A 21,899-nucleotide genomic window follows, 5' to 3' on the forward strand; every position below is an offset into this window, starting at 1 on the left:
TAATCACTTGTAAAAAAATGGATGTTGGACTACCTTTATAGCCCTATTGTCTTTTTTCTTCTGTAATATGGAATATAAAAATCAGAGTATTCCGAACAACTGATAAATGTCAATAAATGGTATATTTATATTGGTTTACAAGTGTATAAGATTTTTATGCAACGCTAGTGAGGAAATTATATTTTTACGAGTTGTGGATAAATATGCGGTAGAATATAGTTATTCCATTTGTTCACTATTACTAAAAGTTTAGGAACTAAGCAAATCTTGGAGAGCATCTTCCAATCGGGGGTAAGAGAATGAATAACCCCAGGTCAATGGCTTTTCAGGCAGTACCTTTTGACCTTCTAGAATCAGAACGCTCATGTCACCGAGCAGAGTTTTTATGGCAAAAGAAGGCGCTGGTAGCCAATGTGGCCGGCTTATAATACCTCCTAATTTCTTCCCGAAATTTTTCATTTTTTCGGGATTTGGAGAAGTGACGTTCATTGGCCCATTAACAATTTCTTTTTCTATTGCAAATACAAGCATTTCCACTACATCTTTTAAATGAACCCATGAATACCATTGTTCCCCGGAACCGGCTGGTCCTCCTGCAAAAAAAGAATAAGGAAGCATCATTTTTGGTAATGCTCCTTCTTTATCGTCAAGAATAAGCCCAAATCTGGCATAAACAGTTCTTACGCCAAGGCTTACTGCTTTTGAAGCTTCATGTTCCCACTTTTCACAAACGTTCTGCAGAAAATTTCTTCCTTCTGGGTTACTGCTTTCTGTGAAAGTAATATCTTTAGAGGTTCCATAATATCCGACGGCTGAAGCATTAATGAAGATTGATGACTTTGTTTCAGAAGCATGTATGATTCGTAAAACTTCCCGAGTAGCATCAACACGACTATTAAGTATTAAATTTTTTTGTTCTTTTGACCAGCGGGAGTTAATAGAAGCTCCAGCTAAATTCACAATGGCATCTAAAGGCGGCAGGTGGTTTTCCGGAGTACTGCCATCCTGCAGCCATTCTATGAAAGTGATATTTTCTTTATTTTGTTTGTTCTTATTGTTTCTTGTTAAGATATAAACATGGTGGCCATTTTTCGTAAGATAACCTGTTAACGCAGAACCAACCATTCCTGTTCCGCCTGTTACAGCAATATTCAAAACGCGTCGCTCCTTTTTAAATGTTGTTAGGAAAATATAAAAATTTTAAAAGGTAAGCAGTATAATAGAAAAACTTGGCAGATCTGGTTTTTCAATCCGCTGTTTAACTTTACCCATAACAAATAAAGACTAATCGTTTATATTTCAGGTATGTTAGGGGGCTCCAATGAAAATCTCCAAGATAACTACCCAGCGTAAAAGAAAAGATCGGTACAATATTTTCACAGAAGAAAACAGCCGAGAAGAATATACATTTAGCGTGGATGAAAACGTCCTTGTCACGTATCAGCTGAAAAAAGGGAAGACCTTAACTAAAGCTGAACTAGATGAAATAATGCATGCAGATCAACACAGAAAAGCGTTTAATGATGCTATTTACTATCTTACTCATTCAATGAGAACAGAACATCAATTAAGACAATATTTAATAAAAAAAGAATATAACGAAAGTGTCGTTGAAGAAGCAATAAAAAAAATAAAAGATTACAATTATATCGATGACGAGGAATTTGCAAAAGCATTTGTTCGGACTAAGATGAATACCACAGATAAAGGCCCTGTCGTAATAAGAGAAGAGCTTTATCAAAAAGGAATTCATTTTGATTTGGCGGAAAAAGCACTGCAGCAATTTTCAACAGAAGCACAGCTACAAGCTGCTCAATCTTTTATACAAAAAAAAGGGAAGCAAAAAAAGAACGAATCCGCCGCAGCTATGGAACAGCGGATTGCAAACAGTTTAGTCCGCAAAGGTTTTTCACTCGAAACAGCACTTAAAGCATGGGAAAATAAGATAGTGGAAGTTTCTGAAGAGGACGAGTATAGAGCTGTTTATGCTCAAGGAGAGAAGGCAAAGAAAAAATGGAAACATAAATACAGCGGCAGAAACCTCGAAATGAAAATCAAAGAATTTTTGTACCGAAAGGGCTTTCCGATGTTTTTAATTGAAAAATACTTAAAAGAAACAGAAATGGAGGATGAAGAAAATGGAGAAAAGATATAGTCAAATGTCAGAAAAGGAATTAAGAAATGAAATAACCGAATTAAATGAAAAGGCTAAAAAAGCAGAGCAGATGGGAATGGTAAGCGAGTTTGCTGTTTTGGAACGAAAGCGTGTCATGGCAGAAGCTTATTTAATTGACCCAGATGATTTTATGACGGGACAGCGTTATTCTATCAAACAAGATGGCGGTACGTTCTTTATTAAATATTTTAACGGAGTTTTTGCCTGGGGTTTTAGGGATCATTCTGAAGAGCTTGAAGCTTTGCCTATTTCATTATTAGAAGAATAAATGAAAGGAGAGATTAAAAGTGGAAGATGTGTTCCAGCGTCTAACAAACAAATTGCTAAACATTAATACGAATTTATCAGCCGGACAAGCTCGCACATGGATTGAATATCTATGGGAAGATTTTGAAGTAACCAGAGCACGCTCTGGAAGAGAGTATAAAGGTACTGAAGTGACTGAAAAAATTGTTAGGAAGTGGATTGAGCAGTATGGAGCTTACCTTCACAAGTATGAAGCGACAAACAGTAAATTTAACGAATTAAATAAAGAGAGAAACTATTTCACTCATTAGCACAGGGGAATTACTATTTATTTAAATAGTTTTTCCCCTTGCTTTAATTTTTTCTCTAAGGTTTCATCACTATAAATCCAGCCTGTGTAGGAAGTATATATGGTTAAGTCTTTATTTAAACGTACTACAGCTACAAAAGGGTAATATCCTTTACTTCGATAACGAAGGTCTATAAACTTAACTTCCCAGCCTCTATCAATTTCAGTTACTATCCAGCGGTAAGTTGGTGAAAAGGAAAGAAAAGCCGCCAGGTTACGGTCATTTCTGGCTGCATTAATAATTTTATTATCAGGAATCGGCTCAAACGGATAACTTTCAAAGTATTGAAGTTTTCCGTTTCTTGATTCAGTAACATGCAGGCGTTCTTTTGTCCGAATAACGAGGTGCCATTTATTCCAATTAAAAGTTGGGGAAATAAAAAAATGAGTAGCACCAGGATGGAATTGGGCTGCGCGCTTAAGCACTTTATTACGGGCTTTGATTCTCCACGCATAATAAAAGATCAGGCCAAAGTACAGTGAAAGAAACGTTATACCAGGTGGTGCCCCGTAACGCCAAAGAATGAAGCCAAGAATATGAGCAAGAAAAATTAAAGGATCGAAAATATTAATAACACCTAATGCAATCCAGCGTCTCGTAAAGGGCGATAATGCCTGAGTGCCGTAAGCATTAAAAATGTCAACAAATACATGAAGAAAAACAGCAATAAAAGTCCATATCCATAAATGAAAAAATGAAATTTCGGGAGATACGGCATAAATAGTTCCGGCTACGACTAGTGGCCACAGGAGGACAGCTGGAATTGAATGAGTAGGCCCGCGGTGGTATTTAATATAAACCGCATTGTTTCTTAGCTTAAGTATGGTATCAAAGTCAGGCGCCTGAGAACCGATGATAGTCGCAGCCATCACGGTTTGCATCGCTGCAGGATTCTCAGCTACTGCAGGGTCGAGTACAGCCAAGCCTCCAAGCCCAATACCCATTACTGCATGTGTGGCGGTATCCATTAGCACAGCCCTCCTACACTTCAATGTTGCACTGTTTAGTATATAAAAAATATAAGCAAATGACTTTCTCTATTATGACATAGCGAGCCAGGCTTTTTATTTCTGTATAAAAATACCAAGTTTTATTTGTTTTAGTTATACCCTATTATAAAGGTTGTAAAAAGGGGATGAGATGTATGAATCAAAAACTTCAAATTTTTATGGAATACAAAATAAAACCGGAAAAAGAACAAAAGTATAATCAGATTATGGAGGAGATCGCTGAAGCACTCCCGAATTATGAAGCAGAAAACTTTCAATGGTTCTCTGCTGCTGATCAGCAAGGTTTGTATGTTGAAATGTTTGAAGTTCCGACTTTGTCCCACTATCATACCTTAAAAAAGTGGCGCAGTTCAAAGGAACATCATATATTCGGAAAATTAGATGAGTGTGTAGAAGGCGGTATAAAAAAAATACATTGCTGGGCATTCCAAGCAAAAACAGAGCAATTAAGATCGACTTAATGGAGGTACACCATGGAATTGCAACTTGAGAAAATAAATGTAAATGAATTTCAGAATGATTTAATCAGCTGGTATGAACATAATAAACGAGACCTTCCCTGGAGAAAAACTCAGGATCCTTATCGGGTTTGGGTTTCTGAGATTATGCTCCAGCAGACAAAAGTAGACACTGTTATTCCTTATTTCAACCGGTTTTTGGAATGGTTTCCTACTCCTGAAGCGTTAGCTGAGGCAGATGAAGAGAAAGTAATGAAGGCCTGGGAAGGATTAGGCTATTATTCAAGAGCCCGAAACCTACAATCAGCCATTAAAGAAGTAGTTGAAGAATACGGAGGAGAAGTTCCAGCTTCAAAAAAAGAATTTTCTTCTTTAAAAGGAGTTGGACCTTATACGGCTGGTGCTGTGTTAAGTATTGCATTTGATCAGGCGGAACCGGCTGTAGACGGAAATGTAATGAGAGTATTTTCCAGAATACTCCTTATAAATGAAGATATTGGCAAATCAAAAACAAGGAAAATGTTTGAGGATATTATTCCTGAATTTTTAGAAGGGGTGCAGCCGTCTCAATTTAACCAGGCTCTAATGGAACTTGGAGCTATCGTTTGCACTCCAAAATCTCCTGGGTGTTTACTTTGTCCGGTTCAAAAGCACTGTGCTGCGAGAGAAGAAGGCATACAGGAAGAGCTGCCCGTAAAGGAAAAAAAGAAAGCTCCTAAATCAAAAGACATGGCTGCTGTAATTTTGAAAAATAAAGATGGACAGACATTATTTCATCAGCGTGGGGAAAAAGGGTTGTTAGCTCGTTTATGGGAGTATCCAAATGTAGAAATACCTTCAACTTCAGGTACCTCCGCGCATGAAACTTTACAACATTTTTTAAAAAAAGAATTTGGAATAGACGCTGAAATCGAACATAAAGTCCAAAAAGTACAGCATGTTTTCTCACATTTAGTTTGGAACATTACGGTATATGAAGCAAAAGCATTGCAATCCTCTAAAGAAATAAACGATTGTAAGTGGCTTTATCCTAATGAAACGGACGCCTATGCATTTCCCGTGTCCCACCAAAAAATTTTAGAAGCACATAAAGAAAAAGGAGATATAGAATGGAACTAGGTTTAACCGGTAAAAAAGTTCTTGTCACAGGCGGTTCCAAAGGTATCGGTAAAGGAATTGCCGCTTCTTTTATTCATGAAGGAGCATCTACAGCTATTGTGGCCCGTTCTGCAGATAATTTAAAAAGTGCAAAAGAAGACTTAAAGGATGTCTTTACTATCCAAGCTGATTTATTAAATGAAGGTGAGAGAAAAAGATCTTTTGAAGAATTTTTAGATACATTTGGAACCATAGACATTCTTATTAACAATGTAGGGGGAAGCAGTGGAGGAAAGGTAGAAGAGACTTCCCTGGCTGATTTTGAAAAAGCAATGAATTTAAACTATTTTTCTGCTGTCCATTTAAGTAAAATGGCTTTTTCAGTGATGAAAGAAAAACATTCAGGAAGTATTATTAATATTTCTTCTATCTATGGAAGAGAATCTGGCGGAAAACCAACATATAACAACTCTAAAGCTGCACTGATCAGTTTTACAAAAGCATTTGCAGATGAAGCGATAAAAGAAGGGATAAGAGTTAATTCCGTAGCACCTGGCGCAATACTGCATCCCAGCGGTAATTGGCAGAAACGCCTCGATCAAGATCCAGAGAAAATTAATGATTTTGTTGAGCGGGAAATACCAGCAGGCCGTTTTGGAAAAGTTGAGGAAGTCGCAAACGTTGTAACATTTCTAGCATCAGAGAAAGCGTCCTGGGTATCTGGAGCAAGCTTGAATGTAGATGGTGGACAATCAAAAATGAATATGTAGAAGGGGTTTTCTTTATGCTTTTTCATAATGATCCACATTATTATCCATATAGTTCAAAGAGAACTACAACTTATGCAAGAAACGGTGTTGTGGCAACCTCCCAGCCATTAGCTGCCCAAGCAGGATTAGATATATTAAAAAAAGGCGGTAATGCGGTAGATGCTGCTATTGCAGCGGCGGCAGCTTTAACAGTCGTTGAACCAACTTCTAATGGCATTGGCGGAGATGCTTTTGCTCTCGTATGGGTGAAAAACCAGCTGCATGGTTTAAATGCAAGCGGCCCAGCCCCTACTAATATTTCTATAGAAAGTTTAAAAAAAAGAGGAGTGGAACAAATTCCGCCATTTGGTTTCGTTCCTGTTACCATTCCAGGAGCTCCTGCAGGCTGGGCTGAACTCTCTGAAAAATTTGGCTGTCTTCCTTTTAAAGAATTGTTTGAATCTGCAATTGAATATGCAGAAGAGGGCTATCCGTTGTCTCCAGTTCTTGCTCATTTCTGGGAAAAAGGCGCTCTTACATACAAAGAACAATTAAATGGGGAAGAGTATAAAAATTGGTTTGAGACATTTACCCCACATGGACGCGTGCCAAAAGCAGGTGAAATGTGGAATTCTCCCTGCCATGCCGATACTTTAAAAAAAATAGCTGAAAGCAAGGCCAGAGATTTTTATGAAGGGGAATTGGCCGAGCAAATCGTTCAGTTTTCTAAACAGTATAATGGATACATAGAAAAGAGTGATCTAGAAAATTATAGGCCTGAATGGGTAGATCCTATACATGTTTCCTACAAAGGATATAATGTGTGGGAAATTCCACCGAACGGCCAGGGAACAATTGCACTTCAAGCCTTGAATATTATAGAGCACCTTAATTTAAAGGGCAGGGATGATGAAAAAACGCTTCATTCCAAAATTGAAGCATTGAAGCTTGCTTTTTCTGATGGTCTTCAATATATTACTGATCCCAGCGATATGAAGGTTGCTGCAGAAGCGCTATTATCAAAAGATTATGCTTTTCAAAGAAGCAGGAAAATTGGAGAGACAGCATTACATCCTGAACCTGGAGAGCCTCCAAAAGGAGGAACTGTTTATTTAGCAGCAGCGGATAAAGAGGGGAACATGGTTTCCTTTATACAAAGTAACTATATGGGATTTGGGTCAGGGTTAGTAGTACCAGAAACAGGTATTTCCTTACAAAATAGAGGGCACCACTTTTCCATGGATCCAAATCATGCTAACGTGATTCGCGGAGGAAAGAAAACATATCATACGATTATTCCGGGCTTTCTTACAAAAGAAAAAGAGGCAATCGGTCCATTTGGCGTTATGGGCGGGTTTATGCAGCCACAAGGTCATATGCAAGTGATCATGAATTCGATAGATTTTGGTTTAAATCCACAAGCGGCTCTTGATGCACCAAGGTGGCAATGGTTAAAAGATAAAAAAATAATGATGGAACATTCATTTCACCCTTCTATTGCCCAAAAGCTAGAAAAAAGAGGGCATAAAGTCGAAATTGCCCATTCGTCCGGGGCATTTGGCAGAGGACAAATGATTTGGCGGAATTCCGAAACAGGAGTTTATGCAGCCGGTACCGAAGCAAGAACGGATGGCACGATTAGTGCATGGTAAGATTCAATAAAGGTAAATAGTACGGCATTCATGCACAGTGACGTAGTTATGCCGTTGCTGCCATAGGGTGCGGTGTTTTTAAGTGGTCTTCTTCAAGCGGTACACAAGATTTTAATTACGCATATTTCTTTTTTTCTCATGATTTTGCATATGCAGGTCCTTGATTTGTTTTTTTGTTTCTGGAGTTCCCAGCTGATAAAGCATATCAAAAATTTTATCCATTCCACTTTGGTATTCATGACGATCGGTTTCTGTCGTTGATTCATCAAAGTGTCTAAACGTAAAAAGGTTTTGAATTTCCATATCATGGTCCTGAGTTTCATTTAACAAAAAGTCTAATTGCTCTAGCTCCTCCGGGGTAGCTTCAATTTCATATTGGATAAGGCTGCTGTCAGGAATTTTAACTTTACTTACATCGTCCATACTTATTGGGTTTAAATTAACGTAATAAATTTGTTTATCCATTGTTTCGCCTCCTTATCTTTCATAAATATTTTGTGTTTACTTCTAGGCTTTATACATCAAAAAAGCTGATTCACTTTTTAAGTGGATCAGCTTTTAATTCCTTTAAAGGGAATCAATTCCCAACTCTTTAAATAATTCTCTTGTTTCCGGACTGCCAAGCTCATAAATCTTAAGATATAGGTCTTTCATTTCGGTCTGCATTTCATCTTTTGCATGATCTGCTTTTGTCTCATTCATATTGAATGGTGTTTTCAGTTGTTTTAACATCAGAAATTCCCATAATAGATGGCTCTAATTGTACAAAATAGGTATTGCGTTCCATTGGAATCGCTCCTTTTTTATCTTTTTAAAACGCTATACCCAATATAGATAAAGGTTACACGGAAATTATTGGATTAATTGATTTGTAATACAATATTTCCGTTAAATGTATTATTTTCCAATGCTTTATGAGCTGATTCCGCCTCTTCTAACGGATAACTTTTGGCCAGGTGAGGTTTTAGGATTCCATTTGACAGGAGAATATTTATTTCAGAAGTTGCATGTTTCAAGGCCTCTGCTGGTGCTGTAAATAATAAAACCCCTAATAGGGAAGCATGTTTTTGATTTAATAAACGCCATGGAAGTTCAGGTGAATTGTTTTTCGGAGAACCTATTGCTACAATCCTTCCCCCTGTTTTCAGCAGGTTAAAATCACTTTCCATATTTTCGCTTAAAGACATATCTAAAATAACATCTATGCCTTCATTATTTGTTACCTCTAAGACTTTTTCTTCAAGGTTTGCATTTTTGTAGTTAATAACATAATGAGCTCCTGCTTCTTCAGCAATCTTTTCTTTTTCCTTTGAGCTTGCTGTAGCAATAGTTTTTGCACCGGTTTGAACAGCTAACTGCACTGCGGCATTTCCAACAGCTCCTGAAGCTCCATAAATTAAAACATTTTCTCCTTCTGTCAGTTTAGCTCTATTATATAAGGATAAGTGAGCAGTAAGAACGGGAATACCTAAAGTGGCGCCTTCGTCAAAACTAATATTATCAGGCAATGGATAGACGAAATCCTCAGTAGCTGTAACAAATTCAGCTGCCGTGCCTTTTATATTTGTCGCCCAGACTCTGTCTCCTGTTTGAAAGGAGTTAACGTTAGATCCAACCTTTGCTATAACGCCCGCTAAATCAAAATGGGGAATATGAGGAAAGGATGGTACTTCTCTTATTCCTTTTCGGAAATAAGTATCAACAGGGTTTATCCCGCTTGCTTTAACTTCTATTAATACTTCATCATGCTCTGGTACAGGTTTTTCTATGTCAGCAGTTTTTAATACTTCCGGACCTCCATATTCATTAAAAACAACAGCTTTCATTTTATTGCCTCCTCAGTAGTATAGATTTAATCTTCATTCAAAAATTCAGCAAGTCTTTCTGCAGCTTCAAGAAGTAAGTCTTCTTCTTGTACTAATGCAATACGAACATACCCTTCTCCACCATTGCCAAAAGCATTTCCCGGGGTAACCACTACGCCATGATCCAAAGCTTCTAATGCAAAAGATAAAGACGAATAAGGAGCAGGGATTTTGGCCCAAATAAACATACCGCCATCAGGTACTCTTACATCCCAGCCTTTTTCATGCAATTTGCTGATAAAAATATCACGTCGTTTTTTATACACACTTCGATGGTGATCTAAAAAAGAAATTTCATTCGTTAAAGCATAAGCAGCTGCTGTTTGGACAGGCTGAAAAACACCATAATCTATATTAGATTTTATATCAGCCAGAGGTTTTAAGTAAGATGGAAAGCCAATTAAATATCCAATTCTTGCACCAGCCATATTAAAGCTTTTGGATAAAGAATTAAATTCTACTGCAATTTTTTTTGCGTCTGGTACATGAAAGATGCTTAACGGTTTTTGACTGGAGAAGACTAATTCAGCATAAGCAAAATCGTGGACAATTAAAATATTATGTTCCAGACCAAACGCCACCGCTTGTTCAAAATACTGCTTATCTGCCATCGCAGCTGTAGGATTGCCAGGATAATTAAGAATCATTAATTTTGCTTTTTTTACTATCTCAATTGGAATATGGTCAAAGTCAGGCATGAAATTATTTTCTTCATTGACTGGAACCGTATATAAATCAGCCCCAGCTAAGGAAGCACACGCAGAATAAATAGGATAACCAGGATCAGGTGCGATAATATAGTCGCCAGAGTCTAAATAAGCCAGCGCCAAATGAGAAAGGCCATCCTGAGATCCCATAAGCTGAAGCACTTCGTCACTGTTTAAGATAATATTGAATTGTTTCTTATAATAGTGAACAACCGCTTCTTGAAATTCTCTCGTTCCTTTCAGAGAATAGCCGAACTGATCTTCTTTTTGTACTTCTTCTGAAAGTTTAGATCTTACAGAGGCTGGAGGAGGCAGGTCTGGGCTTCCGATACTTAAATCGATAATGTCTTCACCGGCTAGTATTTTTTTATTTTTTTTCTCTGCTAATTCTGTAAAAACACTAGCAGAAAGCGTGTTCATTCTTTGTGCAGGTTGTATCATAAATCAGGATCATCCTTTCTATATTTATTATAAAGCAAAATGGAATCCTATTGGCATAAAAAAATAGACCTGGCACTATGCCAGATCCAGGTATAACGTTTAATCAGGGTGAATGGTACTCCCGCGATCCCAGCTTGCTCCATTGTGAAAGGAGGGTCTATTGCGAATCTCTTCCAAGATTTCTCGATAAATCATGCCGCCTTCAGAGTTTAAATAAGGAAGGATTTGTTGGAAACTTTCATGAAAATGAGCAAGTTCTTTATCGGTCCATCTCTTTTTTGAGGTCATTACTAATTCGGAAAAATCTCTTCCAACATACATACAGTCATTCACCTTCTTTTTAAAATTATTTTATCTGTGAGGAGCTTTCCTTATACGTTATAATATTGGAAGCAAAACGAGCTCATTTAATGGTTGAAAGGTATAGGAGGAAAATGATGGATAATAAAGTAGCACTCGTAACTGGCAGCAGCCGAGGAATCGGAAAACAAATAGCTTTAAAATTAGCTGAAAACGGATATCATATTGTCGTGAACTATGCTCGGAGTAAAAAAGCGGCTTTGGAAACTGCTGAAGAAATACAATCGCTTGGTGTAAAATCTTTAGTTGTAAAAGCAAATGTAGGAAAAACAGAAAAAATTAAAGAACTTTTTTCTACTGTCGATGAAACGTTTGGCCGTCTGGATGTGTTTGTAAACAATGCCGCCTCAGGCGTTTTAAGGCCGGCTATGGAATTAGAAGAAAACCACTGGGACTGGACGATGAACATCAATAGTAAAGCGCTGTTGTTTTGTGCCCAGGAGGCGGCTAAGCTGATGGAAAAAAACAATGGTGGAAAAATCGTAAGTTTGAGCTCATTAGGTTCTCAACGGTATTTAAAAAATTATACAGCTGTAGGTGTTTCAAAAGCTGCTGTGGAAGCTTTAACAAGGTATTTAGCTGTAGAGCTTGCTGAAAAAGGAATTGTTGTTAATGCTGTATCAGGCGGTGCTGTGGATACAGAAGCACTAACTCATTTTCCAAATCGTGAGGAATTATTAGAAGAAGCAAAGAAGCGAACTCCAGCCGACCGCATGGTAAATGTAGATGATTTAGTGAAAGGAGTTATGTTTTTACTTTCAGACGATGCTTCCATGATCCGAGGACAAACAATAGTCATTGATGGCGGTATATCTCTTTTGACGTAAATTTTTCTCGCTTCTTTATGGATAATTTCTCGCTTTTAGGGGCAGGTTAATCCATGTGGAGGTGAATAAAATGGATAGAAACCAAAACCAACAACAAAACGCTTCACGCACTAACGCGCAGAAAGTTCGCCAGCAAAACGCTGCTGCTGCTAGAAACCAAAGCCAGCAGACTGAATTTGCAAGCGAAACAGATGTACAGCAAGTGAGACAACAAAATCAACAGTCTCAACAAAGAAAACAACAAAACCAACAACAAAACCAGCAACAGCAATAACAAGAACAAAAAAGGGCTCTATGGAAGGGTTGCTTCCTAAGAGCCCTTTTTTATTATTTTACTGTTATTATTGAAACATTGGGAAAACATATTGAACTAAAAACCAAAGAAATCCAAAAAAGATAAGAATATAAGCAAAATACTTAATGAAAGTCGAAGCGACACTTGATTTGTCTTCTTTTTTCTCTATATGTCTTTCCTCGTATTCATGATCTGGCATCCTTCTAGGCATTGTCACTTCCTCCCCTTTTTGTTTTACTAAACATTTCCCTCCCTTGATTACTAGTAAACATTTTTAAAATTAAACATGATGACCATAGAAAGTTGTATTTCGTTTAGTTTTCTTTATCGTAAACAAGATGTATAATACATAAGATAGAGAATAGAAAAGAGGAAGGAGAAGGGCATGGAATTCCCGGAAACCGGAAGATTAATCGAAATTCAAAGCTATAAACATGACGGAACTCTTCACCGTATCTGGGAGGAAACCCTGATCTTACAAGGCACATCAAAAGAAGTGATCGGCGGAAACGATCGAATTCTTGTTCATGAATCAGATGGGAGAGCATGGAGGACCAGGGAACCGGCAATCTGTTATTTTCATAGGGAAAAATGGTTTAATGTTATAGGCATGGTCCGGGCAGATGGTATTCATTATTATTGTAATTTAGGCACCCCTTTTGTATGGGATGAAGAAGCTTTGAAATATATAGATTATGATTTGGATATTAAAGTTTATCCTGATATGACATATCAGTTGTTAGATGAAGATGAATACGAAAGACATAAAGAAGAGATGAATTATCCAAAAAAAATTAATCTGCAGATTTCTAAATCTGTGGAAGAGCTGCAGAGTTGGATTTACCAAAGAAAGGGGCCATTTAACCCCCAATTTGTAGAACAATGGTATGAACGTTTTTTGTTTTTTCGGTAATAGAGGTGAATAATGGGAAGTATTAGAAGATATTTGCAATTCGTTAAGCCGTATAAAAAAGTTATTTTTATTACAATAATAATTGGCGTTTTAAAGTTTGGCATTCCACTTTTAACTCCGCTGATCCTTGCCTATGTGATTGACGACATCATTCTTGCAGAAACGATAGAAAACGAGGAAAAAATTAGTACTTTATTTTGGCTGGTTGGGGGAGCCATTACAGCTTTTCTCATTCTAAGGCCACCCATTGAGTATTATCGCCAATACTTTGCCCAATGGACTGGGAGCAAGGTTTTATATGATATAAGAGATCAATTATTCGCTCACATTCAAAAGTTGAGCTTGCGATTTTATTCAAATAGAAAAGCCGGTGAAATCATTTCCCGGGTAATACATGATGTCGAACAAACAAAAAACTTTGTCATTACAGGGTTAATGAATATTTGGCTTGATATGGTCACCATTATAATTGCAATGGTTATTATGTTAACGATGAATGGGTGGCTTACTTTGGTTGCGCTTGCATTATTTCCTTTGTATGGTTTTTCTATTAAGTATTTTTACTCCAGGCTGCGTCACTTAACTAAAGTAAGGTCTCAGGCATTGGCTGATGTTCAAGGTCATTTGCATGAACGAGTACAAGGGATGAATGTTATCAGAAGCTTTGCTCTCGAAGATTACGAACAAGAACAATTCGGAAAACGGAACAGCCACTTTCTTGATAAAGCGATTGATCATACAAAATGGAATGCAAAGACGTTTGCTGTGGTAAATACAATTACCGATATAGCACCTTTAATCGTCATACTAGCTGCAGGGTACTTTGTACTGACGTCAGGACTCGAGGTTGGTGAAATGGTAGCATTTGTTTCTTATATGGAGCGTTTGTACAACCCATTAAGAAGGCTGGTCAATTCTTCTACTACCTTAACGCAATCGATTGCGTCTATGGACCGTGTTTTTGAATTTATAGATGAGAAATATGATATACAGGATAAAAACACAGCTGTCCCGCTTGAATATACTAGTGGATCCATAGAATTCGCCAATGTTATTTTTCAATATGAAGAAAACAGTGAAAAAGTGTTAAGACACATCGATTTATCTGTAACAGCCGGTGAAACAATTGCTTTAGTTGGAATGAGCGGAGGGGGAAAAAGTACTTTAGTCAGTCTCATTCCAAGGTTTTACGACGTAACTTCAGGAGCTATCAAATTAGACGGCAGGGATATCCGTGATTATGAAGTACGGACACTTCGAGATAAAATAGGCATGGTGCTGCAGGATAATGTACTATTTAGTGATTCTGTTAAAATGAATATATTAATGGGCAATCCTCATGCAACCCATGAAGAAGTAGTGGAAGCGGCCAAAAAGGCAAATGCAGATGGGTTTATCAATGAGCTGACTAATGGTTATGACACTCCTGTAGGAGAACGCGGAGTAAAATTGTCTGGTGGCCAAAAGCAACGCATTGCGATTGCAAGAGTATTTTTAAAAAATCCTCCGATTTTGATTTTTGACGAGGCGACTTCGGCTCTTGATCTGGAAAGTGAGCATCTTATTCAAGAAGCAATGGAGAATCTGGCTAAAAATAGAACAACATTTATAGTAGCGCATCGTCTTTCAACCATCACACACGCCGATAGAATTGTTGTAATAGAAAACGGGACAGTAGTGGAATCAGGAAATCACTCTCAATTAATGCAGCGTGAAGGTTCCTATCGAAAATTATTCGAAGTACAGAATGTATAGAAAAAGGAGACAGCACTTTTAATGTGTGTCTCCTTTTTGTTTTAGTAGCAAACTTTTTTTATTCTTCTATTCTTTTTTCAATATCTACATTATTTTCAGATTTGTGATAGCTGAAAAAACTTTCTACAAGTGTATCTAAATGTTCTAGCTGCTCATTATATTCAATAATGTGAGAGACGACAGGCAAAATGTGGAGCCACTCTTCACGATTAATTTCTTTGTGGTCATATAAATCCATAAATAAATCAGTTAAAGATTCTCTGCCTTCATCTACTTCTTCTGCCATTTCTTCTGTCAAATGTATATTCACCTTTCCTATATAACGAAGCAAAATACGTTCATGGTAATCTGTTAAATAATCAAGCTGCTGCTTTATAAGTTTTTGCATTCGATCTGGCATATGCTGAATTTCGTTTTCATAACGATCAAACGTTTTAAGTATGGTAAATGATTTTTTTAATGTTACAATCATTTGTTTAAAAACAACGAGTTTGCGTCCTTTACTTAATTTGTTTTTCAGAAAATAATTTCGCTCTTCCTTATAAAGAAGGTATAAGTTATCTAATTTAATGATGGATTCATTAATGAGCGGAATGTCTTTTTTCAGGGTTTGCTGGTTTGTTTCGTGTCTTGTGATAAGTCTAATCCATCGAATAATTTCTTCTGTTAAGTCAGAAATTTTATAATACAATTTTGTTTCATGTTTAGGTGGCAAAAACACAAGGTTAACAGTAAAAGCAGCAAAAACCCCAAGCATAATTAATGAAAATCGTTCAAACGCGAAATATAAAAATCCTTCTTGTGGGTTTCCCATAATAATAATAATAGTAACTAAAGCCAGCGAAATGGCAGAAGCTTCGAGTTTCAGTTTTAAAATAATAACAATAGCTAACATTACAGCTGCCCCAATAATCACGGGATCGTGACCGAATGTTACTGCGAAAATAATAGCTATGGCAGCTCCTATAACATTTGCCTGAACTTGTTCAAGGATGGTTTGATACGTTTTAAAGATGGAAGGCTGTATCGCAAAAGTAGCTGAAACAGCTGCGAAAAACGAGGGCTCAAGGCCTGCCCACGAAGCAGCATACATAGCTAAAACAATGGATAGGCCGGTTTTGAAAATTCTTGCCCCGAGTTTCATGGAAACGTTCTATTCCTTTCTTTTCCAATCGGGGGATCCCGAAAGGTTATTCTTTATATTTATTGATGTTAATAACGTCACGTTCAAAGCACTTTTTCTTTGTATTCCCACGAAAGGAAGAGAGTATCCCACCGATAACAAATTACTGTTCTTTATCTAATTCATCAAACGCTTTTTCTGCTGCATTTATAGTTTCTTCAATATCTTTTTCCTCATGTGCTGTAGTGATAAACCATGCTTCATATTTTGAAGGAGCTAAATTGATACCTTGATCCAGCATTTTTTTGAAAAACTTACTAAACAGCAGTTCATCGCTGTTTTCTGCATCATTGTAGTTATTTACTTTCGTTGAAGTAAAATAAAGAGTTAAAGCTCCTTTTAAGCGATTAATGGTAGCAGGAACCGTGTGGTTATTAATTATTTTGTTTAAACCTTTTTCTAAGAGAGATCCTAAATGATCTAGTTTATCATAAACTCCTTCTTCTTTTAGTACTTCTAAACAAGCAATCCCAGCACTAATAGAAGCAGGGTTTCCAGACATCGTTCCCGCTTGATATGCCGGTCCTAGAGGAGCTACGTTTTCCATGATATCTATTCTCCCGCCATACGCACCAATTGGAAGACCGCCGCCGATAATTTTCCCCATTGCTGTCATATCAGGAGTGACGCCAAGAAGGTTTTGTGCTCCTCCATACATAAATCGAAAGGCTGTAATAACTTCGTCGTAAATAACAAGAGCACCGGCATCGTGAGTAAGTTCATTTATTTTTTCTAAAAAACCAGGAGCTGGTTCAACGATTCCAAAATTGCCTACAATAGGTTCAACTAAAACTGCTGCCACTTCATCTCCCCACTCATTTAGAGCAGCCTTTAAGCTTTCAGGGTCATTAAACGGAATCGTGATCACCTCTTCTGCAATATTTTTTGTTACACCCGCAGAATCAGGAGAACCAAGAGTGGATGGACCAGACCCGGCAGCAACTAAAACAAGATCTGAATGACCGTGGTAACAGCCTGCAAATTTAATTATTTTGTTACGTCCGGTATATGCTCTAGCTACCCTGATTGTTGTCATGACTGCTTCTGTGCCTGAATTAACAAAGCGAACTTTTTCTAATGAAGGAATAGCTTCTTTTAACATCTTGGCAAAGTTATTTTCAAGCTTTGTTGGGGTTCCGTACAGAGTTCCGTTTTGTGCAGCTTTGGTGATGGCACGGGTTATATGCGGATGAGCATGACCAGTAATAATGGGACCGTAAGCTCCTAAAAAATCAATGTATTGATTTCCGTCTACATCGTAAAAATATGCTCCTTCCCCTTTTTCCATGAATACAGGCGTTCCGCCGCCTACACCTTTAAAAGAGCGAGATGGGCTGTTTACTCCGCCGACAATATGATCACATGCTTCCTTATATAATAACTCTGATTGAGTCATTTTCATTTTAAGTTCCTCCTTATGAAAAGTACTTTACATTGTACCATTTAAGCACAATTTTTAAGGGAGATAAAAGAACTATTCAATTTATTTGTTAAAAATCTGAAATGAAGGTACGCTTAATATAGAACTAAAATATTTTTTAGAAAGGATGAACTATATTATGGCACCAACAGTAGGCAGCAAAGCACCAGATTTTACATTACCAGCTAGCAATGGGAAGGAAGTTAGCCTTTCTGATTACAGAGGCAAAAATATTGTTCTTTATTTTTATCCAAAAGATATGACTCCCGGCTGCACGACTGAAGCTTGTGATTTCCGTGATTATACGGAAGAATTTGATGATACTAACACAGTTATTCTTGGAGTCAGCCCTGACCCGGTGGATAAGCATAAAAAGTTTATTGAAAAGCATGGTTTACCTTTTCTACTTTTGGCCGACGAAAACAAAAAAGCAGCAGAATTATATGATGTGTGGGAGTTAAAGAAAAATTTTGGAAAAGAATACATGGGAATTGTACGTTCAACGTTTATCATTGATAAAGACGGTAAGCTGGTTAAGGAGTGGAGAAAAGTTAGAGTGAAGGATCATGTAAAAGAAGCTCTAAACTATATGAAAGAAAATCTGTGAAAAAGGAGCTAACCTGCAGTGGCCATTCTTTCCACTTCTATGTTAACAGCAGAACTAAGAGACAAGTTGAAAAAGAATTATAAAAATGAAAACTTTATTTTTTGTGAAAATATAGATCAAGCAAGACCTTATTAAAAAAAAACTGAAATTTTAATTACCCTAGGAGAAGACTTGACTGATCAGGAAATAGAAGAAGCAAAAAAATGCGGTGGATCATGGTGATTTCGGCAGGGATGGATTTAATGCCTTTTAAAGCTACTGCTGAAAAGGGGATTTTAGATTTTAGTCACAAACGCTAAAGGTATTCACAAAAAACCAATGGCTGGATACACCATGTCAATGATTCTTCAGTATTCCAGAAAGTCAGATGTATTTAAAAACCAGGAAAGAAACAAGGTTTGGAACAGAAGTATAGAAATGACCGAAATAAATCAGTAATCTATCGGAATATTGGGAGCGGGGGCTATCGGCGAAGAGACAGCCAGGTTTTCAAAAGCTTTTGGTCTCCGTACAATAGGGTTGAACCGGCATGGAAGCTCCGTTAAGAATATAGATAAACTCGTAACAGTAAATGACATGCACGCTCTTTTAAAAGAAGATGATTATTTCGTTTCTGTTCTGCCGGCTACGAAGGAGACACATCGAATCATAGGGGAAGAAGCTTTTAAAATGATGAAGAAAGAAGCAGTTTTTATAAATATAGGCAGGGGTCAGACGCTAGATGAAGAAGCACTTATAAATGCCTTACATAATGGTGAAATAGCCCATGCTGTATTAGATGTGTTTACCCAAGAGCCTCTTCCCGAAAAACACCCGTTTTGGGAAATGGAAAAAGTAACTGTAACTCCCCATATTTCAGGGGTATCAAAAAATTATCTTCCTCGGACAATTGACATTTTTCATAAAAACCTTAACGCGTTCAGGCGGGGCGGTAGTCAGCTAATAAAAAAGATTGATGTAAAGCAAGGCTATTAAGAAAAAATGAGAAAAATTAATTGTTGAAATGCATACAATAAGCATTAGGAGGAATCCATGGTGAAGTTAATGGTCTGTATTGTGAACGATTTGTACACAGCAGAATTAGAAAAACAGATGCAGTATAAAGGGTACCGTATGACAGAGCTGTCAAGCAGCGGCGAATTTTTAAAAAAAGGAAACACTACTTTTCTTTTTGGTGTGGATGAAAAAGAAATAGAACATTTAAAGAAAGATTTAAAAGAAATCTGCATATCATATGAAAAGAAAAAACGCAGGAGGGTTGATACCTCCCACCGTTATACTTCCTTTGTATTAGCTGCTGAAGATGCTATGCTGTTTACTAATCCTTCTTCTTAAACATTCTTATACAAGTGCTTTTATTGACAGCGTTCATATCCATCGGATAAAATAAATTATAAGAATTATAATGTAAGAATTGTTTTATTAGGAAAGAGAGGTGCATGACGATGGCGAACGAACAACTTCAAGAAGCAGTAGATGCTTTAAAGAAAACGAAGGTTCGCATGACTCCGCAACGTCATGCCATTTTGGAATTTTTATATGATTCGATGAGCCATCCGACGGCAGATGAAATATACAAGGCCCTCGAAGGTAAATTCCCAAATATGAGCGTTGCTACGGTTTATAATAATCTTCGTGTTTTTAAAGAAGTTGGGATTGTAAAAGAATTGACTTACGGGGATTCTTCAAGTCGATTCGATTGTGTGACGACAGACCATTATCATGTGATTTGTTCTAATTGCGGTAAAATTGTTGACTTTCATTACCCTGGATTGGATGAAGTGGAAACTCTAGCAGAGCATGTAACAGGTTTTCAGGTCAACAATCATCGAATGGAAGTTTACGGAACTTGTCCGGATTGTAAAAATATTTCAAAGCACTAAATTCTCTAAGCAATAAAAGAAAGGGCTGTCTCCAGGAATTTGGAGACAGCCTTTTTGCGTTTTATATAATTTTTCCTAGTTTTCCTCTGTCTGTTATTGAAAGGCTACTTATTTTTGATTTGTGAATAAAGCTTTTTTATTTAATTGTTTCTAGCTTTTTTATTATATTTTGGATTAAACTCTTCCCCTTCAAGCTCTTTGTCAAGCGTCAGTGGTTCGTCGCAGTACATACAGGCATCAACACGTCCAAGGATTTTAGTTACTTTACCGCAGTTAGGACACTCCACTTTCACTGTGTTAGTGGAGATCATACCAATCCAAAAGTACACCGCACTGCTTGATAGTACAAATATAAATCCAAGCAGCATCGTTGTGGTCATAATTATAGGGGAAGAACGGAAAAAGATACCAATATACATAACAAATATTCCAATGAAAACTAAAGACAAAGCAAATGTTCTTATCCGATTAATTTTATTGGTTGCTTTTGCTGTCATATGTGACCCTCCTGAATTCAAAGTATAGCAAAAAAAAATTAATTGCGCACCACACTTCCATTATAAAATTTTCATAAGAAAAAGGGTTTTTCATTGGTTTGTCGAACATTTCTTTCATAAATAACATTAATAAACAGGGCATCTAATATAAATGAACGGTTTAAAATATATGAAAGGGGAGAAATAGATGGAGGGATTATTACGTAATTTGTATCAAGAACGTGCAAGTGATCCGTTCACAAAAGGGGTGTTTTTAGTAGAAAGAACACCTGGACAAGAATCTTTCACTGATTTTTTTGATGCGGTAATTGTGATTATCTGCGAAGAAGAAGGCGCAGCGAAAATAAAACATTACAATTGCTCTGGGGTAAGCGCTGCTTTACACATTGTCACAGAAAGAGAGCTTTTTTACTGGGTCCTATCTGGAACCAATAGAAAAATGTTAGACTGGCTTTTTAGGGGTAAAATTCTTTTTAATAGAAATGAATATATAACTAATCTGAAATTAAGGTTAAGTGAATTTCCAAAAGAAGACCGTCTGCAAAAGACAGGAATTGAATTCGCGAAATTAATACGGAGGTTTGAAGACGGGAAAGCATTATTCAACCTTCATCATTATTTGGATGCTTTTAATCATATTTTGCATGCTCTCCATCATTTAGCACGATTATCTGTAATTGAAAAAGGTTTATACCCTGAAGTAACAGTATGGAGACAGGTTAGAGAAGTAGATCCTGAGACGTATAAGCTGTACCATGAGCTCATTGTGGGTGATGAAGGTATTGAAAAAAGGTTAGAACTTCTTATGATCGCAATAGAATTCGCTATAAGGTCAAAAATACATATTGGAAAAGCCCACCTTTCTGCAGTTATGAATAAGAAGGCAGGGTTATGGAGTTATGATGAGTTAGCTTCATCTCGAGAAGTGCAGGATTATGTTATTGATCTAGAAATATTACTTCAATATCTAGTAGAAAACGGTCAGGTCAAAAGAGTCGAAGAGCCATCGAAAACCTCGGGTGTATTTCATTTAAGGTACACTTTTTAAAAATAAATCAAAAAAATCGAAAGAAAGTATTGACTGTTTATTATAAGGGTGTTAAATTATTCATTGTCGCTGTTAACGCAGAGGCAATTCGCACCAATTCAAAAAATCTAGCAAAAAAAGTTGTTGACATGGATTGGGAGAAATGATAAATTATAAAAGTCGCCAATTGAGGCGGAGAAAGTTGTCCTTTGAAAATTGAATGAAAGTCAAGCGTCTGTTACTTTCTTTAACGAATTATTTTTAAGATACAGCTTGTATCAATCTCTTTTCATGGAGAGTTTGATCCTGGCTCAGGACGAACGCTGGCGGCGTGCCTAATACATGCAAGTCGAGCGCGGGAAGCAGGCAGATCCCTTCGG

General features: G+C 37.1%; 27 protein-coding genes and 1 rRNA gene. 17 read left to right on the forward strand and 11 right to left on the reverse strand.

Annotation, left to right across the window (positions count from 1 at the left end; all coding sequences use genetic code 11):
• Nucleotides 1-249 precede the first annotated feature (249 nt).
• The gene (locus ACE1TI_RS19670; RefSeq protein WP_375009236.1) at nucleotides 250-1,155 is read right to left on the reverse strand and encodes a TIGR01777 family oxidoreductase; all 906 of its coding nucleotides are present in this window, start codon (nucleotides 1,153-1,155) and stop codon (nucleotides 250-252) included.
• A 166-nt stretch (nucleotides 1,156-1,321) separates the two neighbouring features.
• Here ACE1TI_RS19670 and recX point away from each other — a divergent pair, with 166 nt between their 5' ends.
• From recX to ACE1TI_RS19685, 3 genes are read left to right on the forward strand one after another with little or no spacing between them, the layout of a single operon-like run.
• Nucleotides 1,322-2,155 carry a recombination regulator RecX gene (gene recX / locus ACE1TI_RS19675; RefSeq protein WP_375009237.1) on the forward strand — a complete coding sequence of 278 codons (834 nt, stop codon included), beginning with the start codon at nucleotides 1,322-1,324 and terminating at the stop codon, nucleotides 2,153-2,155.
• Nucleotides 2,139-2,444, forward strand: coding sequence for a YfhH family protein (locus ACE1TI_RS19680; RefSeq protein WP_375009238.1), 306 nt, complete (start codon nucleotides 2,139-2,141; stop codon nucleotides 2,442-2,444). The genes recX and ACE1TI_RS19680 overlap by 17 nt, the downstream gene beginning before the upstream one ends.
• Nucleotides 2,445-2,463: 19 nt before the next feature.
• Nucleotides 2,464-2,733, forward strand: a complete 270-nt coding sequence (locus ACE1TI_RS19685) for a YfhJ family protein (protein WP_375009239.1) — start codon at nucleotides 2,464-2,466, stop codon at nucleotides 2,731-2,733.
• Between the two features lie 17 nt (nucleotides 2,734-2,750).
• Here the strand turns inward: ACE1TI_RS19685 and ACE1TI_RS19690 are convergent, their stop codons facing one another.
• Nucleotides 2,751-3,740 carry a metal-dependent hydrolase gene (locus ACE1TI_RS19690; RefSeq protein ID WP_375009240.1) on the reverse strand — a complete coding sequence of 330 codons (990 nt, stop codon included), beginning with the start codon at nucleotides 3,738-3,740 and terminating at the stop codon, nucleotides 2,751-2,753.
• A 176-nt stretch (nucleotides 3,741-3,916) separates the two neighbouring features.
• On the opposite strand from ACE1TI_RS19690, the gene ACE1TI_RS19695 reads away from it, so the two are divergent.
• From ACE1TI_RS19695 to ACE1TI_RS19710, 4 genes are read left to right on the forward strand one after another with little or no spacing between them, the layout of a single operon-like run.
• Nucleotides 3,917-4,243 (forward strand): hypothetical protein, encoded by a 327-nt coding sequence (locus ACE1TI_RS19695; RefSeq protein ID WP_375009241.1) that lies wholly within the window; start codon nucleotides 3,917-3,919, stop codon nucleotides 4,241-4,243.
• Between the two features lie 12 nt (nucleotides 4,244-4,255).
• Entirely contained in the window at nucleotides 4,256-5,359 is a 1,104-nt protein-coding gene (gene mutY, locus ACE1TI_RS19700) for an A/G-specific adenine glycosylase (protein ID WP_375009242.1), read from the forward strand.
• A complete protein-coding gene (locus ACE1TI_RS19705; protein WP_375009243.1) occupies nucleotides 5,350-6,108 on the forward strand; it encodes an SDR family NAD(P)-dependent oxidoreductase in 759 nt (252 codons plus the stop codon). The genes mutY and ACE1TI_RS19705 overlap by 10 nt, the downstream gene beginning before the upstream one ends.
• Before the next feature lie 14 nt (nucleotides 6,109-6,122).
• Complete coding sequence (locus tag ACE1TI_RS19710) at nucleotides 6,123-7,739, forward strand: gamma-glutamyltransferase family protein (RefSeq protein ID WP_375009244.1); 1,617 nt, start codon at nucleotides 6,123-6,125, stop codon at nucleotides 7,737-7,739.
• 111 nt (nucleotides 7,740-7,850) lie between these two features.
• Here ACE1TI_RS19710 and ACE1TI_RS19715 read toward each other — a convergent pair whose 3' ends face one another.
• From ACE1TI_RS19715 to ACE1TI_RS19735, 5 genes are all read right to left on the reverse strand, one after another.
• Complete coding sequence (locus ACE1TI_RS19715; RefSeq protein ID WP_375009245.1) at nucleotides 7,851-8,204, reverse strand: hypothetical protein; 354 nt, start codon at nucleotides 8,202-8,204, stop codon at nucleotides 7,851-7,853.
• Nucleotides 8,205-8,306: 102 nt separating this feature from the next.
• Entirely contained in the window at nucleotides 8,307-8,471 is a 165-nt protein-coding gene (locus ACE1TI_RS19720; RefSeq protein ID WP_375009246.1) for a hypothetical protein, read from the reverse strand.
• A 128-nt stretch (nucleotides 8,472-8,599) separates the two neighbouring features.
• The gene (locus tag ACE1TI_RS19725) at nucleotides 8,600-9,565 is read right to left on the reverse strand and encodes an NADPH:quinone reductase (RefSeq protein WP_375009247.1); all 966 of its coding nucleotides are present in this window, start codon (nucleotides 9,563-9,565) and stop codon (nucleotides 8,600-8,602) included.
• A gap of 26 nt (nucleotides 9,566-9,591) precedes the next feature.
• Nucleotides 9,592-10,752 (reverse strand): LL-diaminopimelate aminotransferase, encoded by a 1,161-nt coding sequence (locus ACE1TI_RS19730; RefSeq protein WP_375009248.1) that lies wholly within the window; start codon nucleotides 10,750-10,752, stop codon nucleotides 9,592-9,594.
• A gap of 99 nt (nucleotides 10,753-10,851) precedes the next feature.
• A complete protein-coding gene (locus tag ACE1TI_RS19735) occupies nucleotides 10,852-11,073 on the reverse strand; it encodes a cytosolic protein (protein ID WP_375009249.1) in 222 nt (73 codons plus the stop codon).
• Nucleotides 11,074-11,186: 113 nt separating this feature from the next.
• On the opposite strand from ACE1TI_RS19735, the gene fabL reads away from it, so the two are divergent.
• Entirely contained in the window at nucleotides 11,187-11,939 is a 753-nt protein-coding gene (fabL, locus tag ACE1TI_RS19740; RefSeq protein ID WP_375009250.1) for an enoyl-[acyl-carrier-protein] reductase FabL, read from the forward strand.
• 70 nt (nucleotides 11,940-12,009) lie between these two features.
• Nucleotides 12,010-12,213, forward strand: a complete 204-nt coding sequence (locus ACE1TI_RS19745; protein ID WP_375009251.1) for a gamma-type small acid-soluble spore protein — start codon at nucleotides 12,010-12,012, stop codon at nucleotides 12,211-12,213.
• Between the two features lie 67 nt (nucleotides 12,214-12,280).
• Here ACE1TI_RS19745 and ACE1TI_RS19750 read toward each other — a convergent pair whose 3' ends face one another.
• Nucleotides 12,281-12,445 (reverse strand): hypothetical protein, encoded by a 165-nt coding sequence (locus tag ACE1TI_RS19750; RefSeq protein ID WP_375009252.1) that lies wholly within the window; start codon nucleotides 12,443-12,445, stop codon nucleotides 12,281-12,283.
• Nucleotides 12,446-12,619: 174 nt separating this feature from the next.
• Between ACE1TI_RS19750 and ntdP the strand changes: the two genes are divergently transcribed.
• Nucleotides 12,620-13,147 (forward strand): nucleoside tri-diphosphate phosphatase, encoded by a 528-nt coding sequence (gene ntdP, locus ACE1TI_RS19755; protein ID WP_375009253.1) that lies wholly within the window; start codon nucleotides 12,620-12,622, stop codon nucleotides 13,145-13,147.
• Nucleotides 13,148-13,159: 12 nt separating this feature from the next.
• Nucleotides 13,160-14,902 (forward strand): ABC transporter ATP-binding protein, encoded by a 1,743-nt coding sequence (locus ACE1TI_RS19760; protein WP_375009254.1) that lies wholly within the window; start codon nucleotides 13,160-13,162, stop codon nucleotides 14,900-14,902.
• 58 nt (nucleotides 14,903-14,960) lie between these two features.
• Here the strand turns inward: ACE1TI_RS19760 and ACE1TI_RS19765 are convergent, their stop codons facing one another.
• Both ACE1TI_RS19765 and ACE1TI_RS19770 read right to left on the reverse strand, forming a co-directional pair.
• Nucleotides 14,961-16,046: an FUSC family protein gene (locus ACE1TI_RS19765; protein ID WP_375009255.1), complete on the reverse strand. Its 1,086-nt coding sequence runs from the start codon at nucleotides 16,044-16,046 to the stop codon at nucleotides 14,961-14,963.
• A gap of 142 nt (nucleotides 16,047-16,188) precedes the next feature.
• Nucleotides 16,189-17,487 carry a glutamate-1-semialdehyde 2,1-aminomutase gene (locus ACE1TI_RS19770; protein WP_375009256.1) on the reverse strand — a complete coding sequence of 433 codons (1,299 nt, stop codon included), beginning with the start codon at nucleotides 17,485-17,487 and terminating at the stop codon, nucleotides 16,189-16,191.
• A gap of 157 nt (nucleotides 17,488-17,644) precedes the next feature.
• Between ACE1TI_RS19770 and bcp the strand changes: the two genes are divergently transcribed.
• The 4 genes from bcp (at nucleotide 17,645) to perR (ending at nucleotide 19,995) form a co-directional block, all read left to right on the forward strand.
• Nucleotides 17,645-18,112 (forward strand): thioredoxin-dependent thiol peroxidase, encoded by a 468-nt coding sequence (gene bcp, locus ACE1TI_RS19775; RefSeq protein WP_375009257.1) that lies wholly within the window; start codon nucleotides 17,645-17,647, stop codon nucleotides 18,110-18,112.
• A gap of 450 nt (nucleotides 18,113-18,562) precedes the next feature.
• On the forward strand, nucleotides 18,563-19,087 hold the full coding sequence (locus ACE1TI_RS19780) for an NAD(P)-dependent oxidoreductase (protein ID WP_375009258.1): 525 nt from the start codon (nucleotides 18,563-18,565) through the stop codon (nucleotides 19,085-19,087).
• 57 nt (nucleotides 19,088-19,144) lie between these two features.
• Nucleotides 19,145-19,447 (forward strand): cyclic-di-AMP receptor, encoded by a 303-nt coding sequence (locus tag ACE1TI_RS19785; RefSeq protein WP_375009259.1) that lies wholly within the window; start codon nucleotides 19,145-19,147, stop codon nucleotides 19,445-19,447.
• Nucleotides 19,448-19,557: 110 nt separating this feature from the next.
• Nucleotides 19,558-19,995, forward strand: a complete 438-nt coding sequence (gene perR / locus ACE1TI_RS19790) for a peroxide-responsive transcriptional repressor PerR (protein WP_375009260.1) — start codon at nucleotides 19,558-19,560, stop codon at nucleotides 19,993-19,995.
• A gap of 140 nt (nucleotides 19,996-20,135) precedes the next feature.
• On the opposite strand, the gene ACE1TI_RS19795 is transcribed toward perR, so the two are convergent.
• Complete coding sequence (locus ACE1TI_RS19795; RefSeq protein ID WP_375009261.1) at nucleotides 20,136-20,492, reverse strand: YgzB family protein; 357 nt, start codon at nucleotides 20,490-20,492, stop codon at nucleotides 20,136-20,138.
• Nucleotides 20,493-20,679: 187 nt separating this feature from the next.
• On the opposite strand from ACE1TI_RS19795, the gene ACE1TI_RS19800 reads away from it, so the two are divergent.
• Nucleotides 20,680-21,540 (forward strand): nucleotidyltransferase-like protein, encoded by an 861-nt coding sequence (locus ACE1TI_RS19800; protein ID WP_375009262.1) that lies wholly within the window; start codon nucleotides 20,680-20,682, stop codon nucleotides 21,538-21,540.
• Between the two features lie 267 nt (nucleotides 21,541-21,807).
• A 16S ribosomal RNA gene (locus tag ACE1TI_RS19805) occupies nucleotides 21,808-21,899 on the forward strand; the annotation flags it as partial.

The sequence above is a fragment of the Alteribacillus sp. JSM 102045 genome (genome assembly GCF_041949975.1).
In the GTDB taxonomy this organism is placed as follows: domain Bacteria; phylum Bacillota; class Bacilli; order Bacillales; family Marinococcaceae; genus Alteribacillus.

Bases quoted from the DNA above. Each gene is read 5' to 3' on its own strand.
- ntdP (WP_375009253.1), top strand. From the start codon at position 12,620: ATGGAATTCCCGGAAACCGGAAGATTAATCGAAATTCAAAGCTATAAA.
- ACE1TI_RS19710 (WP_375009244.1), top strand. From the start codon at position 6,123: ATGCTTTTTCATAATGATCCACATTATTATCCATATAGTTCAAAGAGA.
- ACE1TI_RS19750 (WP_375009252.1), bottom strand. From the start codon at position 12,445: ATGCCTAGAAGGATGCCAGATCATGAATACGAGGAAAGACATATAGAG.
- ACE1TI_RS19680 (WP_375009238.1), top strand. From the start codon at position 2,139: ATGGAGAAAAGATATAGTCAAATGTCAGAAAAGGAATTAAGAAATGAA.
- recX (WP_375009237.1), top strand. From the start codon at position 1,322: ATGAAAATCTCCAAGATAACTACCCAGCGTAAAAGAAAAGATCGGTAC.
- ACE1TI_RS19730 (WP_375009248.1), bottom strand. From the start codon at position 10,752: ATGATACAACCTGCACAAAGAATGAACACGCTTTCTGCTAGTGTTTTT.
- ACE1TI_RS19725 (WP_375009247.1), bottom strand. From the start codon at position 9,565: ATGAAAGCTGTTGTTTTTAATGAATATGGAGGTCCGGAAGTATTAAAA.
- ACE1TI_RS19735 (WP_375009249.1), bottom strand. From the start codon at position 11,073: ATGTATGTTGGAAGAGATTTTTCCGAATTAGTAATGACCTCAAAAAAG.
- ACE1TI_RS19690 (WP_375009240.1), bottom strand. From the start codon at position 3,740: ATGGATACCGCCACACATGCAGTAATGGGTATTGGGCTTGGAGGCTTG.
- ACE1TI_RS19715 (WP_375009245.1), bottom strand. From the start codon at position 8,204: ATGGATAAACAAATTTATTACGTTAATTTAAACCCAATAAGTATGGAC.
- ACE1TI_RS19695 (WP_375009241.1), top strand. From the start codon at position 3,917: ATGAATCAAAAACTTCAAATTTTTATGGAATACAAAATAAAACCGGAA.
- ACE1TI_RS19770 (WP_375009256.1), bottom strand. From the start codon at position 17,487: ATGAAAATGACTCAATCAGAGTTATTATATAAGGAAGCATGTGATCAT.
- fabL (WP_375009250.1), top strand. From the start codon at position 11,187: ATGATGGATAATAAAGTAGCACTCGTAACTGGCAGCAGCCGAGGAATC.
- ACE1TI_RS19785 (WP_375009259.1), top strand. From the start codon at position 19,145: ATGGTGAAGTTAATGGTCTGTATTGTGAACGATTTGTACACAGCAGAA.
- ACE1TI_RS19765 (WP_375009255.1), bottom strand. From the start codon at position 16,046: ATGAAACTCGGGGCAAGAATTTTCAAAACCGGCCTATCCATTGTTTTA.
- ACE1TI_RS19720 (WP_375009246.1), bottom strand. From the start codon at position 8,471: ATGTTAAAACAACTGAAAACACCATTCAATATGAATGAGACAAAAGCA.
- ACE1TI_RS19705 (WP_375009243.1), top strand. From the start codon at position 5,350: ATGGAACTAGGTTTAACCGGTAAAAAAGTTCTTGTCACAGGCGGTTCC.
- ACE1TI_RS19760 (WP_375009254.1), top strand. From the start codon at position 13,160: ATGGGAAGTATTAGAAGATATTTGCAATTCGTTAAGCCGTATAAAAAA.
- mutY (WP_375009242.1), top strand. From the start codon at position 4,256: ATGGAATTGCAACTTGAGAAAATAAATGTAAATGAATTTCAGAATGAT.
- ACE1TI_RS19800 (WP_375009262.1), top strand. From the start codon at position 20,680: ATGGAGGGATTATTACGTAATTTGTATCAAGAACGTGCAAGTGATCCG.
- bcp (WP_375009257.1), top strand. From the start codon at position 17,645: ATGGCACCAACAGTAGGCAGCAAAGCACCAGATTTTACATTACCAGCT.
- perR (WP_375009260.1), top strand. From the start codon at position 19,558: ATGGCGAACGAACAACTTCAAGAAGCAGTAGATGCTTTAAAGAAAACG.
- ACE1TI_RS19795 (WP_375009261.1), bottom strand. From the start codon at position 20,492: ATGACAGCAAAAGCAACCAATAAAATTAATCGGATAAGAACATTTGCT.
- ACE1TI_RS19745 (WP_375009251.1), top strand. From the start codon at position 12,010: ATGGATAGAAACCAAAACCAACAACAAAACGCTTCACGCACTAACGCG.